The sequence below is a fragment of the Erwinia sp. 198 genome, assembly GCF_003937915.1.
Taxonomy (GTDB): domain Bacteria; phylum Pseudomonadota; class Gammaproteobacteria; order Enterobacterales; family Enterobacteriaceae; genus Erwinia; species Erwinia aeris.
On record NZ_RHUM01000003.1, the window covers coordinates 212,938 to 229,644 of the forward strand.

Annotated in this window: 16 protein-coding genes; 4 read left to right on the top strand and 12 right to left on the bottom strand. The window is 57.4% G+C overall.

Annotated elements, in window-relative coordinates:
- Positions 1–17 precede the first annotated feature (17 nt).
- The 6 genes from mglA to EGK14_RS06005 all read right to left on the bottom strand — a co-directional run bounded on the left by mglA (position 18) and on the right by EGK14_RS06005 (position 7,063).
- A complete protein-coding gene (mglA, locus tag EGK14_RS05980; RefSeq protein WP_125288172.1) occupies positions 18–1,526 on the bottom strand; it encodes a galactose/methyl galactoside ABC transporter ATP-binding protein MglA in 1,509 nt (502 codons plus the stop codon).
- An 81-nt stretch (positions 1,527–1,607) separates the two neighbouring features.
- Positions 1,608–2,600 carry a galactose/glucose ABC transporter substrate-binding protein MglB gene (mglB, locus tag EGK14_RS05985; protein ID WP_125288173.1) on the bottom strand — a complete coding sequence of 331 codons (993 nt, stop codon included), beginning with the start codon at positions 2,598–2,600 and terminating at the stop codon, positions 1,608–1,610.
- Between the two features lie 135 nt (positions 2,601–2,735).
- The gene (galS, locus tag EGK14_RS05990) at positions 2,736–3,776 is read right to left on the bottom strand and encodes an HTH-type transcriptional regulator GalS (protein ID WP_125288174.1); all 1,041 of its coding nucleotides are present in this window, start codon (positions 3,774–3,776) and stop codon (positions 2,736–2,738) included.
- A 151-nt stretch (positions 3,777–3,927) separates the two neighbouring features.
- Positions 3,928–5,079: a DUF418 domain-containing protein YeiB gene (yeiB, locus tag EGK14_RS05995; RefSeq protein ID WP_125288175.1), complete on the bottom strand. Its 1,152-nt coding sequence runs from the start codon at positions 5,077–5,079 to the stop codon at positions 3,928–3,930.
- 56 nt (positions 5,080–5,135) lie between these two features.
- Entirely contained in the window at positions 5,136–5,801 is a 666-nt protein-coding gene (gene folE / locus EGK14_RS06000; protein ID WP_125288176.1) for a GTP cyclohydrolase I FolE, read from the bottom strand.
- 125 nt (positions 5,802–5,926) lie between these two features.
- On the bottom strand, positions 5,927–7,063 hold the full coding sequence (locus EGK14_RS06005) for a YbfB/YjiJ family MFS transporter (protein WP_125288177.1): 1,137 nt from the start codon (positions 7,061–7,063) through the stop codon (positions 5,927–5,929).
- A gap of 115 nt (positions 7,064–7,178) precedes the next feature.
- Between EGK14_RS06005 and EGK14_RS06010 the strand changes: the two genes are divergently transcribed.
- The 3 genes from EGK14_RS06010 to fghA all read left to right on the top strand — a co-directional run bounded on the left by EGK14_RS06010 (position 7,179) and on the right by fghA (position 10,113).
- Positions 7,179–8,060: a LysR family transcriptional regulator gene (locus EGK14_RS06010; RefSeq protein ID WP_125288178.1), complete on the top strand. Its 882-nt coding sequence runs from the start codon at positions 7,179–7,181 to the stop codon at positions 8,058–8,060.
- 75 nt (positions 8,061–8,135) lie between these two features.
- Positions 8,136–9,260 (top strand): S-(hydroxymethyl)glutathione dehydrogenase/class III alcohol dehydrogenase, encoded by a 1,125-nt coding sequence (locus EGK14_RS06015; protein WP_125288179.1) that lies wholly within the window; start codon positions 8,136–8,138, stop codon positions 9,258–9,260.
- A gap of 10 nt (positions 9,261–9,270) precedes the next feature.
- Positions 9,271–10,113: an S-formylglutathione hydrolase gene (fghA, locus tag EGK14_RS06020; protein WP_125288180.1), complete on the top strand. Its 843-nt coding sequence runs from the start codon at positions 9,271–9,273 to the stop codon at positions 10,111–10,113.
- A gap of 144 nt (positions 10,114–10,257) precedes the next feature.
- Here fghA and EGK14_RS06025 read toward each other — a convergent pair whose 3' ends face one another.
- The 6 genes from EGK14_RS06025 to EGK14_RS06050 all read right to left on the bottom strand — a co-directional run bounded on the left by EGK14_RS06025 (position 10,258) and on the right by EGK14_RS06050 (position 15,557).
- Positions 10,258–10,647 carry a hypothetical protein gene (locus tag EGK14_RS06025; RefSeq protein WP_125288181.1) on the bottom strand — a complete coding sequence of 130 codons (390 nt, stop codon included), beginning with the start codon at positions 10,645–10,647 and terminating at the stop codon, positions 10,258–10,260.
- A complete protein-coding gene (locus EGK14_RS06030; protein WP_125288182.1) occupies positions 10,648–11,436 on the bottom strand; it encodes an ABC transporter ATP-binding protein in 789 nt (262 codons plus the stop codon).
- The gene (locus EGK14_RS06035; RefSeq protein WP_125288183.1) at positions 11,433–12,515 is read right to left on the bottom strand and encodes an iron ABC transporter permease; all 1,083 of its coding nucleotides are present in this window, start codon (positions 12,513–12,515) and stop codon (positions 11,433–11,435) included. The genes EGK14_RS06030 and EGK14_RS06035 overlap by 4 nt, the downstream gene beginning before the upstream one ends.
- A gap of 173 nt (positions 12,516–12,688) precedes the next feature.
- Entirely contained in the window at positions 12,689–14,155 is a 1,467-nt protein-coding gene (locus tag EGK14_RS06040; protein ID WP_125288184.1) for an amino acid permease, read from the bottom strand.
- A 154-nt stretch (positions 14,156–14,309) separates the two neighbouring features.
- Positions 14,310–15,176 carry a DNA-binding transcriptional regulator YeiE gene (gene yieE, locus EGK14_RS06045; RefSeq protein WP_125288185.1) on the bottom strand — a complete coding sequence of 289 codons (867 nt, stop codon included), beginning with the start codon at positions 15,174–15,176 and terminating at the stop codon, positions 14,310–14,312.
- A 9-nt stretch (positions 15,177–15,185) separates the two neighbouring features.
- A complete protein-coding gene (locus EGK14_RS06050; protein ID WP_125288186.1) occupies positions 15,186–15,557 on the bottom strand; it encodes a YkvA family protein in 372 nt (123 codons plus the stop codon).
- Positions 15,558–15,662: 105 nt separating this feature from the next.
- Between EGK14_RS06050 and EGK14_RS06055 the strand changes: the two genes are divergently transcribed.
- Positions 15,663–16,703 (top strand): YeiH family protein, encoded by a 1,041-nt coding sequence (locus tag EGK14_RS06055; protein WP_125288187.1) that lies wholly within the window; start codon positions 15,663–15,665, stop codon positions 16,701–16,703.
- The last annotated feature ends 4 nt before the right edge of the window (positions 16,704–16,707 follow it).

Consider the following 16,707-nt stretch of genomic DNA (forward strand, 5'->3'; position numbering starts at 1 on the left):
GGACAGCCCTTACCTCATTAAAGGTGCTTGGATGCTAAACGTAATATTTCGTTTTGCGTGGTAGTTTTGGTTTCGACAATACCTGCGACCATGCCGTTGCTCATGACCAGGATCCTGTCGGTAATGCCCAGCAGCTCCGGCATTTCGGAAGAGATAATAATTATGCCCTTCTCTTTTTTCGCCAGATCGGAAATCAGCTGGTAAATTTCAAACTTTGCGCCGACGTCAATGCCGCGCGTCGGTTCGTCCAGCATTAATATTTCCGGCTGGGTTAACAGCCAGCGGCCAATAATGACTTTCTGCTGGTTGCCGCCCGAAAGCGAGCCGATGGAGGTCGCGTGTCCCGGCGTTTTTACCCGCATGGCATCGATAACCCATTGGGTATCGCTTTTCATCCGGTTATTATCCAGCAGGCCAATCGAGTTTTTATATTTGCGAATATTTGAAATCAGCGAGTTAAAACCGATATCCAGAAACGCATAAATCCCCGTGGCGCGACGCTCTTCCGTCACCAGCGCAAAGCCGTGATTGATCGCTTCGTTAGCCGAGTTATTATTGATTTTTTTGCCGTGCAGCTTAATGGTGCCGCCGGACTTTTCGCGGATGCCGAACAGCGTTTCCACGATATCGGTACGTTTAGCCCCCACCAGCCCGGCCACGCCAAGGATTTCGCCCTTGCGCAGATCGAACGAAATATCGCGAATAGACGGCTGGCGCAGCGAGGTAAGGTTACGTACCTCCAGAATAGTTTCGCCCGGCACGTTGGACTTATCCGGGAAGCGCTGGTTCAGCGAGCGCCCTACCATCATGGCGATGATCTTATCCATATCCAGCCCTTCCAGCGGCTGGGTAGCGATCCACTGGCCGTCGCGCAGAATGGTAATTTCGTCGCACAGCTGGAAAATCTCTTCCATCTTGTGGGAGATATAAACTATGCCGCAGCCGCGATCTTTTAATTTACGGATAATAGTGAACAGGTGGTTCACTTCTTTTTCCGTTAATGAAGAGGTCGGCTCGTCCATAATGACGATTTTGGCATCGTAAGAGAATGCTTTGGCAATCTCTATCATCTGCATCTGCGAAACGGAAAGGTTAATGACCTTGTCGCGCGGATCGATATCAATATCCAGCTCTTCAAAAATGGCTTTGGTATCGCGATACATTTTATCCTGGTCGACGAAAAAGCCTTTTCGCGGATAGCGGCCCAGCCACATGTTATCCATGACCGTGCGCTGTAAAACCAGGTTTAATTCCTGATGCACCATAGATACGCCGTTTTCCAGCGCCTCTTTGGAGCTTTTAAAGTCGATTTCTTTGCCCTGAAAAAGAATGCTTCCCGTGTCTTTGCTATAAATACCAAACAGGCATTTTAATAAAGTCGATTTGCCCGCGCCGTTTTCTCCCATCAGCGCATGAACCGAATGGGGACGAATTTTTAAATTAACGTTATCTAACGCCTTTACGCCCGGAAAGGACTTGCTGACGTTAGTCATTTCCAGCAGATACTGCCCCTGATCGCTGCTCATAATTCTACCTGGCGGATCGTTTTACGATCGGGCCCGTTCTGCCACGGGCCCGGTAACGGACGCGAGTGCGCCCGGAAAGACTTATTTACTGAACTGAGCGAGGTTCTCTTTATCAACCGGCACATAGGCCACGCGCACCACTTTGCCTTCCAGCTTGTAGTTGGTGCCTTCGGTCGCCGGTTTGCCCGCCGCCAGGTTTTTCGCCATTTCAAAAGTGGCTCTGGCCTGGTTTTCCGCATCGTTCAGCACGGTGCCTTCCATCGCGCCGGATTTCACCATCGCCATCGCTTCCGGCAACGCATCCACGCCAAAGACCGGTACGGACGTTTTGTTATGCGCTTTCAGCGCTTCTACCGCGCCCATCGCCATCGCATCGTTATTGGCGATCACCACTTCGATTTTGTTGCCGTTCGGGCCGGAGAGCCACGCGTCCATCTTGTCTTTTGCCTGCGCGGTATCCCACATGGCGGTATCCAGATGCAGCTGCTGCGTTTTCAGGCCGTCTTTATTCAGGGTGTCGATCACGTATTTGGTACGCGCTTCGGCATCCGGGTGGCCCGGCTCGCCTTTCAGCAGCACAAACTGCACCACGCCGTCTTTGTTCAGATCCCAGTTGGCATTGGCTTTCCAGTGTTTCTCAATCAGCTCGCCCTGTTTGACGCCGGACTCTTTAGAATCGGTACCGACATAGTAAGCCTTGTCGTAGCTGGCCAGCGCTTTGGCAGAAGGCTCTTTGTTGAAGAAGACAATCGGAATATCGTTGGCTTTGGCTTTACTGATGACCACCGCCGCCGCCGCCGGATCGACAAGGTTAATCGCCAGCGCCTTCACGCCCTTCGCCACCATCACGTCAATCTGATCGTTTTGCGTTGACTGGCTGTTCTGCGAATCGTTCATCAGCAGCTGAATGCCGCTGCTATTTTTCGCTTCTTTCTCGATATCCTTGCGCACCACGGACATAAAGTTATCGTCATATTTATAAATGGTTACGCCAATGCGGGTATCGGCCGCCTGCGCCGTTGCGCCAAACATCATGCTGGCAACCAGGGCTGTGAGGGTGAATGCCTTCTTCATTGTTCTCTCCGGTTCTTTGTAGGGTCGGTATGCGTGTGCGGCCGGACCGTGTTGTTATTCTGTCCCGGCCAGGCACGGCCATCTTAGTGAAGCGAATGTTAATTAACTGTGAACTTACTCACGGATTGAAAACGGTTACATGGCGGTATCGTTGCGTATAGTGATCGCCGCCACACTTTGGCAGGGCGCGACGGAGTGACGTCTCACCAGCGTTGGCATAAAGCAGTGTGCGGTTGACTCGTCCAGCAGGCCCGCCGCGCCTTTCAGCGCCAGCTCGGTGGCCAGTTTAGCCATGGAAACAATAGGATAGCGAACGGTCGTCAGCTGCGGGTCGGTATAGCGGGAAATGGGGATATCGTCGAAGCCAATCACCGACAGCTGCTGCGGTACCGCAATACCGTTATCTTTCAGCGCGGTCAGCGCCCCGGCGGCCATGCTGTCGTTATAGGCGAAAACGGCGCTGAGCTGGAGGTTACGCCCCAGCAGTTCCACCATCGCCGCCTCTCCGCCCTGCATATCCGGCTCGGCGCTGGCGATCCAGCTTTCGGCAGGCTGGGTAGCCTGCTCGGCCAGCGCCTGCCGCCAGCCCGCGCGTCGCTGATCGGTATCTTCGATAGTGTGGCTCGACCCCAGATAGCCAATGCGCCGGTGGCCCTGCTGTTGCAACATGCGCATTGCCATCAGCGCGCCGCTGACGTTGTCCAGGCAGACGCAGCGGTGTGCGTAGCCCGGTACGACGCGGTTGATCAGCACCATGCCGGGCACCTGATCCATCAGCGAAGCCAGCTCGTCGTCCGCCAGCGCTTTGGCATGAACGATCAGCGCGCCGCAACGCTGACGGATCAGCACCTCGATAGCGTGCCGCTCTTTGTCCGCCTGATGATAGGAGTTGTTGATAAGTACGTGTTTTTGCATACGCTGAGCGACGGTATCCACCGCTTTGACCAGCGCGCCGAAGAAGGGATCGGAGACGTCCATTACCACCACGCCGATGGTATCGCTGACCTGGGAAGCCAGCGCCTGCGCGTTGGCGTTGGGTCGGTAGCCCAGCTGGCCGACGATGCCCAGCACCTTTTCCCGCGTTTCCTGTGTGACCGCCGCGCTGTGGTTAAGCACGCGTGAAACCGTCGCCACCGACACGCCAGCCTCACGGGCTACATCGCGAATGGTGATCATGGCTGACTGCCTGTGGAAGATAAGGTTTGCATAGCCCTCCCGGATGCGTTGTTTGCGGGGCTATTCTGACAAAGGGCAAGGCAAGACTGCGTGAATCAGGTCACACTGATGAAAACGGTTACATCCCTTTCCGTCACATTTGTGACGCTTATCATTTTTGTAACATTACCTCGCGGCTGCTCAGGCGGGTGAGCTGACGCCAGCACCATTCAACCGGCCCCTGGCGGAAATAGCGCAGCCAGCACAGCGAAAAGAAGAGATTTATCAGCCAGACCAGCAGCACAACCGCCAGCAGCTGCGGCCGATCGAGCCGGTTGAACCAGCCGAAATGGTTAAAGAGCGTAGTGCAAAGAAGCGTTTGCAGTAAATAGTTGCTCAGCGCCATCCGCCCTACGCTGCTGATGGCCCGCGTGAGAGTAAAACGGGCCAGCGTAGGCCAGAAACCAAAGCAGAGTGCGGCATAGCCGATAGCCTGAAGCGGCGCGCTCAGCTCGCGCGGCAGCTGTAAATAGAACGCTGACGGATAAAATGCCCAGCCGCAGGCCCACTGCAGATAAATTCCCGGTATTTCGATGATAGCCGCCAGCACCAGCAGGATCAGCGCGGTGCGCCGGTAGTGGGTCAGGCTCCAGCGGCCCTGTAGCCAGCCGCTGCGCATTAAGGCGCCGCCAATCAGCATCAGGCCGGCCAGCTGCCAGCCGTACTGCGCGGCAAGCGACAGCAGGCCTGACGAGAACAGATCGAGACGGTTGCGCACCGCTTCCCAGCCGCCGTGGGTTTTCCAGAAGGTTTCATACTGAATATCCGCCGCCCCCGCCAGCCAGGAATTATTAGGCTGATGGCCCGACAGCAGGCCAAACACCAGTAGCACGCCGCAGCCCACGATATAAAGCATCACGCCGGTATTAAACAGCTGCCGCGTCGATGAAACATCGCGGATCATCCGCCAGGCTACCAGCCCAATCAGCCCGTAATCCAGCAGAATATCCCCTTCCCAGAACAGCAGACAGTGCACAAAACCGAGCAGCAGCAGCCAGCTCAGGCGTGCCTGTAGCCAGCGCTTGCCGCGCGAAAGCAGCAGCTGCAAGCCGCCGCCGAACAGCAGCGCAAATAGCGCGAGGAATTTCAGCTGGGCGAAGAAATCGATCAGCGCCCACGTCCAGGCATCGCCCGGCGTAACGCTGCCCTGCCACGCCGGGTTCAGATAGGCGGCGCCCGGCAGACCGAAGGCGTTAATGTTGAGCAGCAGGATCCCCATAATGGCGATGCCCCGAATAAAATCCAGCGTCTGAATACGAGGCATCGGCAGGCCCTGACTGTGGTAAAGGATAACAGCTGGCTACGACGGCACGCCGCGGCTTAGCTGTGGCGAACGGCGCGCAGAAACTCCTGACGGGTGTTCTGGCTGGATTTGAACAGGCCGCCCAGTGAAGTGGTGGTGGTGGCGCTGGTCGCATCGCGGATGCCGCGCGCTTTTACGCAATAGTGCACCGCGTCGATAGAAACCGCGACGTTATTGGTGCCAAGCAGCGTTTGCAGCGCAACCAGGATCTGCTGGGTCAGCCTTTCCTGTACCTGTGGACGGGAAGAGAAAAACTGCACGATGCGGTTAATTTTCGACAGGCCAATCACTTTGTCTTTCGGGATATAGGCCACCGTCGCTTTGCCATCGATGATCACAAAGTGGTGCTCGCAGGTGCTGGTCAGCGTGATATCGCGTACCGTCACCATTTCGTCCACCTTCATTTTGTTTTCAATCAGGGTGATTTTCGGAAAGTTGGCGTAGTCCAGGCCGGAGAACACCTCATTTACATACATCTTAGCGATGCGATGCGGCGTTTCCATCAGGCTGTCATCTTCTAAATCAAGATTAAGCAGCTGCATGACTTCAGTCATGTGACCGGCGATCAACCGTCTGCGGGTTTCGTCATCCATATCACGCGCAGGCGAGCGTAGGGGGGTTTCCAGTCCACGCGCAAGCAGCGCTTCGTGAACAAGTGTGGCTTCCTGACTTAACGTAGCCATGGCGATCTTTTCTCCAGCAGGTGTGACGCCAGTCCCGACGGGACCGGTACAATTTCAGAGGGCGTATTTTGGTACACAACGCGTCGTTAATCCAGCGAATCAAGCCAAACCACCCTGAAACTGTTTCATGCAGCGCCGGGATCGCGCCGCCAGACCAACAGTCCGGCTACCAGCAGTCCCGCGCCCGCGACGTAAAGCGCTGGCTCAAGGCGATGCGTAAAAGTGGTGGAAAGTGCGGAAACCAACGGCCCGGCCAGTTGGCCGATAGCGTAACCGGTGGTCAGCAGGCCCGCCATATAGCGGCTATGGCGCGGCGCCATCTCGCGGGCATATTGCAGGGAAAGCGACACCAGGTTAAGAAAGCCGATGCCCATCAGTATCGAACCGACCACCAGCCCGCTCAAACCCGGCACTACGGCGGCACACAGCACACCCAGCGCCTGTGCCCATAAATTGCACGCCAGCCGGGTGTTAGAGGAGCCGATATGCCGCATAACAATGCCCAGCCCGACGCCTAACACCGCCGTGCCGCCGAAAATGGGCCAGACAAACTGCGCAAAAGCGCTGGCAGGAAAACGGGCCGCCGCCATCTGCGACAGAAACGTGGCGGGAATGATATAGCCAAAGCCTGCCAGGCTGTAGCTCAAGACCAACTTTTTCAGCCCGCTGGTCAGCACCAGCGGTTCCGGCGTGGTTTCGGGCCGGTGCAGCTCACCCTTGCGCGGCAGGAAACGAAAAATTAGAGAAGCCAGCACCAACGCCAGCACGCCATAGGCGCACCAGGCCTGAGCGGCGCTGACCTGACGTGCGTGAAGAAACACGGCCAGCAGCCCGCTCAGAAAGATGCCCATGCCCGGCCCGGCGAAGACGGCGGCGCTTAAGCCCGGACGGCCATACTTATGCAGCTGCTCGTTACTCCATGCCGCTACCAGCACCATCGCCCAGCCGCTGGCCCAGCCGATCGCAAAGCGCACCACGCCATGCAGCCAGGCGTCGGACACGCAGGCGGAAAGCAGCGTCAGGAGCACCGCGCCGCCGATGCCTGCCTTAAGCCTGGCCTCCACGTACGTGGTCGTCCGCATCGCGTTCCAGGAGCCGCAGAGGTAGCCCAGATAGTTGAAGGCCGCGACCACCGCCGCGCCGGTCAGCGTCAGCTGATGCTCCGTAATCATCAACGGCACCTGCGGCGTAAAAGTAAATCGCCCGATGCCCATCGCGACAATCAGCGAAATAAAAGCGCTTAGCGCTACCCGTATTGCCATTTGTTCTCCCTTCCGGCTTTATCCGGCTTGATAAAGTGTTGCAGTCAGTCTGCATCATGGATAGACTTACAAAAAGTGAATAATACAAACAAACTTGCTTACGAAAAGAGAATAAATGGATCTGACCCAGCTTAAAATGTTCTGCGCGGTAGCGGAGACCGGTTCGCTGGTGCGCGCCGCCGAACAGCTGCATCGCGTGCCGTCCAACCTGACGACCAGGCTGCGTCAGCTGGAGCAGGAAACGGGCATCGATCTTTTTATCCGCGAAAAGCAGCGCCTGCGGCTGTCGCCGATGGGCCACAACTTTTTATGCTATGCGCAGCGGATCCTGGCGCTCAGCGAGGAAGCGCTGGCAATGACGCACAACGGCGAGCCTGGCGGCATATTTGCGCTGGGCTCGATGGAGAGCACCGCCGCCGTCCACCTGCCCTCTTTATTATCGACCTACCATCAGCGCTATCCTGAGGTTACGCTGTCGCTGGCCACCGGTACCTCAGGCGAAATTATCGAGCAGGTGCGGAAAGGCACGCTGGCCGCCGCGCTGGCCGAAGGCCCGGTCGTGGCCGACGAGCTCAACAGCTGCAAAACCTTTAGCGAGCGCATGGTGCTGATCAGCAACCTGCACCATGCGCCCATTCAGCGTCCTGAAGATGCCGCAGGCGATACGCTGTTCGCCTTCCGTCCGGGCTGCTCTTACCGCCTGCGTTTAGAAAACTGGTTTCGTCAGGCGGGGATTTCTCCCGGCCCGTTTATGGAGATCCAGTCCTATCACGCCATGCTGGCCTGCGTAGCCAGCGGCGCCGGGCTGGCGATACTGCCGGAATCGGTGCTGGAAAGGATTGCCGCGCCGGGCCAGGTGCAAAAACATGCGCTGCCTGCGGATATCAGCGAGACCACTACTTATCTGGTGTGGCGTCGGGATGCGTTCACCCCTAACGTCAAGGCGCTGAAGTACCTGATTATAGAGCAATCGCCGAACGATGAAATTCAGCCATAATTAAATGGTTTGAGCGGCGTCAGGCCGCTCGCCAGATCCCTGCCAAATGGCAACCTTTACAAGGAATAAACTGATATGCAGATGATTAAAACTCGCGCCGCCGTGGCCTGGGCCGCCGGCGAGCCGCTGTCGATTGAAGAAGTCGACCTGATGCCGCCGCAGAAAGGCGAAGTGCTGGTACGCATCGTCGCGACCGGCGTCTGCCACACCGATGCCTATACCCTTTCAGGAAAAGATCCTGAGGGCGTGTTCCCGGCTATTCTGGGCCACGAAGGGGGCGGTATTGTGGAAGCGGTTGGTGAAGGCGTCACCAGCGTGGCGGTCGGCGATCACGTTATTCCGCTGTACACGCCGGAATGCGGCAAATGTAAGTTCTGCCTCTCCGGCAAAACCAACCTGTGCCAGGCTATCCGCGCCACCCAGGGCAAGGGGTTAATGCCGGACGGCACCACCCGTTTCTTTAAGGACGGCAAGCCGATTTTCCACTATATGGGCACCTCGACCTTCTCTGAGTACACCGTAATTCCGGAAATTTCACTGGCGAAAATCAGTAAGGAAGCGCCGCTGGAAGAAGTTTGCCTGCTGGGCTGCGGCGTCACCACCGGTATGGGCGCGGTGATGAACACGGCCAAGGTAAAAGAAGGCGATACCGTGGCGATCTTCGGTTTAGGCGGCATCGGCCTTTCGGCAATTATTGGCGCGAAAATGGCGAAAGCGGGCCGGATTATCGGTATCGATCTCAACACCAGCAAGTTCGATCTCGCCAGAAAGCTGGGTGCCACCGACCTGGTTAATCCAAAAGATTACGATAAGCCCATTCAGGACGTTATTGTTGAAATGACCGATGGCGGCGTCGATTACTCCTTTGAGTGCATCGGCAACGTTAACGTGATGCGTTCCGCGCTGGAGTGCTGCCACAAAGGCTGGGGCGAGTCCGTGATTATCGGCGTGGCTGGCGCAGGCGAAGAAATTTCTACCCGCCCGTTCCAACTGGTGACCGGACGCGTCTGGCGCGGCTCCGCGTTTGGCGGTGTGAAAGGCCGCTCGGAGCTGCCGGGGATCGTCCAGCGCTACCTTGACGGCGAATTCCAGCTGAATGATTTCATAACCCACAATATGCCGCTGGAAGAGATCAACGACGCGTTCGATCTGATGCACGAAGGGAAATCGATCCGTTCCGTGGTGCATTTTTCTAAATAAGGAGACAAGGATGGTATCCACCCTGGAGTTACTGGAAGAACACCGCATGTTTGGCGGCTGGCAGCAGCGCTATCGCCATCAGTCGACCACGCTGAACTGCTCGATGACCTTCAGCATTTTTTTGCCGGGTCCGAAAGGCGATACCGCCCCGCCGGTGCTCTGGTTTCTGGCCGGGCTGACCTGTAGCGACGAGAATTTCTCGACCAAAGCAGGCGCGCAGCGCGTGGCGGCGGAGCTGGGTCTGGTGCTGGTGATGCCGGATACCAGCCCGCGCGGCGAAGTGGTGCCGAATGATGAAGCCTACGATCTGGGCCAGGGTGCCGGATTCTATCTGAACGCGATCCGGGCGCCGTGGGATGCGCATTTTCGTATGTACGACTACCTGACGGAAGAGCTGCCCGCGCTGATTGCCGGCAGCTTCAACGTCAGTGATAAGCAGGCGATTATGGGTCATTCTATGGGCGGTCACGGCGCGCTGATGCTGGCGCTGCGTAATCCGCAGCGCTATGTTTCGGCCTCCGCCTTTGCGCCGATCGTTAATCCAACGCAGGTGCCCTGGGGCGAAAAAGCCTTTACCGCCTATCTGGGCGAGGATCGCGCGCAGTGGGATGCCTGGGACAGCTGTCTGCTGATGCAGCAGGCGACGCATTCGCTACCGATGCTGCTGGATCAGGGCGACAGCGATCAGTTTCTGGCCGATCAGCTGCGCCCGGAACGGCTGGAAGCGGTGGCCCGCGAGAAAAACTATCCGCTGACCGTGCGTATTCAGCCCGGTTACGATCACAGCTACTACTTTATCGCCAGCTTTGTGGAAGATCATTTGCGCTTCCATGCCCGCTATCTGCTGGCGTAGCCCTTCATGGCCGGGATCTTCCCGGCCTTTTTTGTCTTACGCTCCCCTCACAACCCGCCCGGGCAATGGCAATATATCCTCTGTCGACATGGCCACAACCGTTTGCAATAAAGCCGTCATGGTTATGACAGGGAAGGCATCAGATTAGATCAGGGCACGGTTGTAGTAAGCGGCATCCTCTGAGACATCATTGATTAAGGCCAGCTCACGGTGATTTTGGCTGAGGCAATGGAAAAGACGACCATCAACACGAATAAGGCGATAACCCGGAGAAAGCGCCACGCCTTTAACCCGGACAGCCTGACCATTTGCCAGGGCAGAATAAAGCGCCGCCTTGTCTTCGCTTTGATTGAGATAAGCGGAAAATTCATTAACCTTCGCCAGATTAATTAATTTTGTTGGCATGTTTGCTCCCATCGCAGTAACAAAGCAAGCTGTGCAAATAGCGTACAACTGCGCCTGAGCGTTAACAATGATGCGCCAGAGAGAAAGGGAAGAATGCAAAAGAGAGCCGGAAAAAACCGACTCGTCCATTCAGGAAACCGGCTCGCTGACCAGGCCGTCAATCAGCACCTGCGGCGTCCCCTGCGAGCAGCGCTCAATACGGCCCCGCACGCCGTATACCTTCGCCAGGCTTTCCGGCGTAATCACCTCTTCCGGCAGGCCGTCAGCGATCGGGCTGCCGTTTTGCAGCATCAGCACGTGCTGACCGTGACGCAGAGCGATATTGATATCGTGTACCACAACCACGGTAACGATATTCCGCTTGCTGGTTTCACGGCGTACTAAATCCATAACGTGGAACTGATAGTTAAGATCCAGTGCGCTTAACGGTTCGTCCAGCAGCAGCAGCTCCGGGCGACGGATCAGCGACTGCGCCAGGCCAACCAGCTGCTTCTGGCCGCCGGAAAGCTGATCGAGATAGCTCAGCGCCAGATGCGCGATGCCCAACCTTTCCAGCAGCGCCATTACTTCCGCCTCGCTCGTCGCGCTACCGCGTGCGCCGGAAGCGCGCTGGGCGACGATAATGGATTCAAGCACGTGCAGATGTACGCCGGCGGGCAGCGACTGCGGCAGATACACCACTTTCTCCGCCCGGCGGGCAAACGGCTGGCTCAGCAGCTCCGTGCCGTTCAGCCACAGCTCGCCCTGCGCCTGATTCAGTCCGGCCATCGAGCGCAGCAGCGTGGATTTTCCGCAGCCGTTCGGTCCCAGCAGCACGGTGATTTTGCCTCGCGGCAGCAGTGGCACGTTCAGGCCGTCGATAATCTTACGCTTAGGATAACCGGCGTGAAAATCTTTGATAACTAAACCGTCCATCAGACGCTCCCCCGATGACGCAGAATAATGCTCAGGAAGAACGGTACGCCGACCAGAGAAGTGACGATGCCGACCGGGATAATCACGCCGGGCACCAGGTTTTTCGACACCACCGACGCCATTGACAGCACCAGCGCGCCGGTCAGCGCACTGGCTGGCAGGTAAAAGCGGTGATCCTCGCCAAAGATCAGGCGAGCGATATGCGGCGCCACCAGGCCGATAAACCCGATTGGGCCGACAAAAGCCACCGCCAGCGCGGAAAGCACGCTGATACGCAGCAGCGTACCCAGCCGCAGGCGGCGTACGTCAATACCAAAACTGACGGCGCGATCTTCCCCCAGGCGCAGCGCGGTAAGCTTCCAGGTGCTCATCATGGAGAACGGCAGAACCAACAGCAGCGCCAGCGTCAGCACGCCCAGTTTCTCCCAGGAAGCGCGCGCCAGGCTGCCCATCGTCCAGAACACCAGGCCCTGCAGCGTATCTTCGCTGGCGATAAACTGCATCATGGATACCAGCGCGTTAAAGGTAAAGACCAGCGCGATGCCGAACAGCACCACGCCGGAGGTCGCTACGCGCGTCCAGCGGGTAACGCCGTCCAGCATCAGCGCGGCCAGCAGCGCAAAAATAAAGGCGTTAGCCGAGATAAACCACTGATCCGGGATACCGGGTAAACCGATGCCCAGCACGATAGCCAGCGCGGCGCCAAAGGCGGCGGCGGAAGAGACGCCCAGCGTAAACGGACTGGCCAGCGGGTTATTCAGGATAGTCTGCATTTCCGCCCCCGCCAGCCCCAGCGCCAGCCCGACTACCACCGCCATCAGCGCGTAAGGTAAACGAATATCCCAGACAATAACGCGCGAACCGGCATCCACGCTCTGCGGCGACAGCAGCGTCTGCCACAGCGTTTCCAGCGACAGGCCCGACGGGCCTAAAGTAAAGTCGAACAGCAGCGAAGCGAGGATGGCCAACACCAGCACGCCCATAAAAAACAGGCGGCGGCGCAGCAGATGATGATAACGATCCATCGCGCCTTCGTGCTGTTGGACGCTGGCGTAGCGGTCGGTGTTGTGGGTCACGCTCATGGTTTCTACCTGTCATTGAGTTCGCACCAGGCCGGCTGCAAACCCTGAAAATTAGCAAAGCGGAAAACGTACGGCGCTAACAATAAAGGAAATGATAATAGTTATCAATCATATGTGTAACAGAGTATGTCAAAGAAAAAGGCGCGGAAACCGCGCCTTGATCTGCCTCATCTCTATTTAAATTTGGGGAACTGCATTTCGCTGTATTTCACAAAGCGCGTGCGCTTCGTCAGCTTGTAGCCGAACCAGATAATCAGAAACAGCGGGATGCCGATATAGGTTGCCGCCGCACCGTACCAGTCAATGCGATCCGCCAGGAACGCCTGGTAGTTTTGCCCCAGGGTGATGATCAGGCAGAGCACGAAAGCAAAGATCGGCCCCAGCGGGAAGAACTTAGAGCGGTACGGCAGATCGTTAATATCGTAGCCCTGCGAGACAAAGCCGCGACGGAAACGGTAATGGCTGATGGCTATCCCCAGCCAGGCGATAAAGCCGGTCATGCCGGAAGTATTCAGCAGCCAGAGATAGACCGTCTGGTTGCCGAACATTGAGGTCAGGAAACAGAGCGCGGCAACCACGGTGGTGGCATACAGCGCATTGCGCGGCACGCCGCCTTTTGACAGCTTGCCAAACATACGCGGCGCTTTGCCTTCGCGCGCCAGCGTAAACAGCATACGGGTCGAGGCATACATGCCGGAGTTGCCTGCCGAGAGGATAGCGGTAAGGATCACGGCGTTCATGATCGCCGCCGCCGAAAGCAGCCCGGCATGTTTAAACACCAGCGTGAACGGACTGACGCTGATGTCTTTCACGTCGTTGCGCAGCAGGCTTGGATCGGTGTAAGGAATAATCAGGCTGATCACCAGGATCGCCAGGATATAAAACAGCAGGATGCGCCAAAAGACCTGACGAACCGAGCGCGGAATATTTTTGGCCGGATCTTCCGATTCACCTGCGGCGATACCAATCAGTTCCGTTCCCTGGAAGGAGAAGCCGGCAATCATCGCCACGCCGATCATGGCGGAAAAACCGCCGGAGAAAGGCGCATCGCCGATCTGCCAGTTACCCCAGCCCGCGACAGGCTGGTCGCCGCGCAGAATGCCGAGGATCATCATCACGCCCACTACGATAAAAATCACTACTGTGACCACTTTGATCAGGGAGAACCAGTATTCTGCCTCACCAAAGCCCTTTACCGAGATGTAGTTGAGCAGGAAGATAACGCTCAGAAAGAGTACGCTCCAGATCCAGCCGGGGGTATCGGGGAACCAGTAGGTCATCACCAGCTGCGCGGCAACCAGTTCAATCGCCACGGTCACGGCCCAGTTGTACCAGTAGTTCCAGCCCAGCGCAAAGCCGAAGCCTTCTTCAACGAAGTTGGAGCCGTAGGTGGAAAAGGAGCCGGATACCGGCATAAAGGCAGCCAGTTCGCCGAGACTGGTCATCAGGAAATAGACCATCAGGCCGATCAGGGCATAGGAAAGCAGCGCGCCGCCCGGGCCTGCCTGGGAGATAGTCGCGCCGGAAGCGACAAACAGGCCGGTGCCTATGGAACCGCCGATGGCGATCATCGTCAAATGACGCGCCTTTAGTTTGCGCTGTAATTCAGGCTGTTGTGTTGTTTTTGTGTCATGATCCATTGGTAAATGCTGTGCTCTGGCTAAAATGAGGCGCGATTGTAACAAACTCCTTCGCCAGAAGAAGTCATTCCGCGACGTTATAAGATAGCTTCATGATCTGCGGCGAATTATTAGCGCCTGATTAAGCCCTGTTTTCTGTTCTGACCGCCCTGCTTTATTCAGCGCAGTAGCTCAGAAAACGCAGCAGTGCCTTCGAGAGATGCTTCTGCCGATGATGAATACGGTACAGCGTGCGTTTGAGTTTGGGCAGCGGGATTGGCACTTCTTTTAACGTGCCCACCGCCAGCTGTTCCGCAATAACCCGCCGCGACAGACAGCTGATGCCCATTCCGTGGCGCACGGCATGCTTGATCGCCTCTGAGTTGCCCAGCTCCAGCGCCAGGCTAAACTGCGGCAGATGCGAAAGCAGCAGATAATCGACGATTTCGCGCGTGCCAGAGCCGTGTTCGCGCAGGATCCACGATGCGGCCGCCAGGCTTTCCAGCGTCACCGGCTGCCGCAGAATAGCCGCGTCGGCGGCGGCAAAAACCACCAGCTCGTCTTCCAGCCAGGGTTCGCCAACCAGCTCGCTAACGTGGCACGGCCCTTCGATAAAGCCCACATCAACGCGAAAATCGGCCACGGCGTTAATCACATCCTGGCTGTTGCCCACGCTCAGCTCCAGCGGCAGCTCGGGAAAGTCGCGCCGCCAGCCGGCAATCATGCCCGGCAACAGGTAGTTACCAATGGTGCTGCTGGCGTAGACCCGCAGCGCGCCGTTATCCTCGCGAAACAGCTGTTCAATTTCCGTGGTTTGCTCCAGCAGCGCCACCGCCCGTGGAAAAAGCAGGCGGCCGTGCTCGTTAACCACCAGCCGTTTTCCGACCCTGTCGAACAGCTGAACGCCCAGCTGATTTTCCAGATCCGCCAGCGCCGCGCTGACCGCTGACTGCGACAGCGACAGCACCTGCGAGGCCTGGGTTGTCGAGCCGCTTTTCAGCACTTCGGCAAAGACCTCAAGCTGCCTTAATGTGATATGCATTGTTCTTCCTCACTGACTCCATGTCTTCACCAGCCAGATAATAATCGCCAGCCATACCAGCAGCACTATCGCCAGCCAGCCGCCGATTTTCTTTTTCCTGTGGGCCTGCCGGGCGGTTCGCTGTTGGCTGGCGACCCTGACCTCCGCCGGCAGCAGGCGCAGCAGCAACATCATGCCCGACGGCACGATAATAGCGTCGTCCAGCAGCCCAACAAAGGGAATAACATCGGGAATAAAGTCAACGGGGCTTAGCGCATAAACCGCCAGCAGGATGGCCATGCCCTTTTGCCACAGCGGCGTACGCGGATCGCGACAGGCATACCACAGCGTGACGCCATCCTTTCTGATTACGCTTACCCATCTTGTTAATCGCCTGAACATTCCGGCCCTCTCATATCACTTATTCTGGTTAATTATAAATATATAATCAATTTCTCTTTTAAGCCAGCCTGCGCCATGCTGCGTCTGTCAACTAAGGAGGCTGATATGGCTGAACTGGCATTTCCTTCTTCTCGTCCGCTGCGCTATGGCGCAGGCCTCGGGCTGGCAATGCTGCTGGCCGCTGTTGCCCTTCAGGCTGGCAACCTGCCCGTGCTGAAAACGGCCGGGCTGGGCACCTTAACGCTGGCGATGCTGTTGGGGATCGTAGCAGGCAATACGGTTTATGGCCGCCTGGCTGCGCGCTGCGGCGCAGGCGTACACTTTGCCAAACAGCAGCTGCTGCGGCTTGGCATCATGCTGTACGGTTTTCGCCTGACCTTTCAGCAACTTGCCGATATCGGTTTAAGCGGCGTGCTGACCGATCTGCTGCTGCTGACCTCCACTTTTCTGCTGGCCTGCTGGCTGGGCCGTCGCGTGCTGCATCTGGATCGCGATACCGCCTGGCTGATTGGCGCAGGCAGCAGCATTTGCGGCGCGGCGGCGATTATGGCGACGGAGCCGGTAATTAAAGCGGAGCCGCAAAAAGTGGCGGTAGCGGTGGCTACCGTGGTGCTGTTCGGCACGCTCGGCATCTTTCTTTATCCACTGCTATGGCATGAGCTGGCCGCTCTGCTGCCGGGCCTGACGCCGACGCAATGGGGGATCTTTACCGGCTCTACGCTGCATGAAGTGGCACAGGTAGTGGCGGCCGGGCACGCCGTGAGCGCGGAAACGGAGAACGCGGCGGTCATTACTAAAATGCTGCGCGTGATGATGCTGGCACCCTTCCTGCTGCTGCTCAGCCGCTTCGTGCGTGCCGACGACAGCGGCGGCGGCGAGGTAAGCTTTCCCTGGTTCGCGCTGGGTTTTATCGGCGTGGCGCTGTTTAACTCGCTGCATCTGCTGCCGCCGTCGCTGGTTAGCGGCCTGAACGAGCTGGACAATTTTTTACTGGCCGTGGCGATGGCGGCGCTGGGTTTAACCACGCAGTTCAGCCTGTTGAAAAAGGCGGGACTAAGGCCATTACTGCTGGGCCTGCTGTTATTCGTCTGGCTGCTGCTGGGCGGCGGCGCGATAAACCTGGCTATCCAGCATTTGCTGGCATAAATCC

What these genes read in the sequence shown, in the direction of transcription:
- EGK14_RS06035 (WP_125288183.1), bottom strand. Translation starts at nt 12,515, where the DNA reads ATGAGCGTGACCCACAACACCGACCGCTACGCCAGCGTCCAACAGCAC.
- folE (WP_125288176.1), bottom strand. Translation starts at nt 5,801, where the DNA reads ATGGCTACGTTAAGTCAGGAAGCCACACTTGTTCACGAAGCGCTGCTT.
- EGK14_RS06010 (WP_125288178.1), top strand. Translation starts at nt 7,179, where the DNA reads ATGGATCTGACCCAGCTTAAAATGTTCTGCGCGGTAGCGGAGACCGGT.
- EGK14_RS06040 (WP_125288184.1), bottom strand. Translation starts at nt 14,155, where the DNA reads ATGGATCATGACACAAAAACAACACAACAGCCTGAATTACAGCGCAAA.
- EGK14_RS06025 (WP_125288181.1), bottom strand. Translation starts at nt 10,647, where the DNA reads ATGGACGAGTCGGTTTTTTCCGGCTCTCTTTTGCATTCTTCCCTTTCT.
- EGK14_RS06015 (WP_125288179.1), top strand. Translation starts at nt 8,136, where the DNA reads ATGCAGATGATTAAAACTCGCGCCGCCGTGGCCTGGGCCGCCGGCGAG.
- mglA (WP_125288172.1), bottom strand. Translation starts at nt 1,526, where the DNA reads ATGAGCAGCGATCAGGGGCAGTATCTGCTGGAAATGACTAACGTCAGC.
- galS (WP_125288174.1), bottom strand. Translation starts at nt 3,776, where the DNA reads ATGATCACCATTCGCGATGTAGCCCGTGAGGCTGGCGTGTCGGTGGCG.
- mglB (WP_125288173.1), bottom strand. Translation starts at nt 2,600, where the DNA reads ATGAAGAAGGCATTCACCCTCACAGCCCTGGTTGCCAGCATGATGTTT.
- yeiB (WP_125288175.1), bottom strand. Translation starts at nt 5,079, where the DNA reads ATGCCTCGTATTCAGACGCTGGATTTTATTCGGGGCATCGCCATTATG.
- EGK14_RS06005 (WP_125288177.1), bottom strand. Translation starts at nt 7,063, where the DNA reads ATGGCAATACGGGTAGCGCTAAGCGCTTTTATTTCGCTGATTGTCGCG.
- fghA (WP_125288180.1), top strand. Translation starts at nt 9,271, where the DNA reads ATGGTATCCACCCTGGAGTTACTGGAAGAACACCGCATGTTTGGCGGC.
- yieE (WP_125288185.1), bottom strand. Translation starts at nt 15,176, where the DNA reads ATGCATATCACATTAAGGCAGCTTGAGGTCTTTGCCGAAGTGCTGAAA.
- EGK14_RS06055 (WP_125288187.1), top strand. Translation starts at nt 15,663, where the DNA reads ATGGCTGAACTGGCATTTCCTTCTTCTCGTCCGCTGCGCTATGGCGCA.
- EGK14_RS06050 (WP_125288186.1), bottom strand. Translation starts at nt 15,557, where the DNA reads ATGTTCAGGCGATTAACAAGATGGGTAAGCGTAATCAGAAAGGATGGC.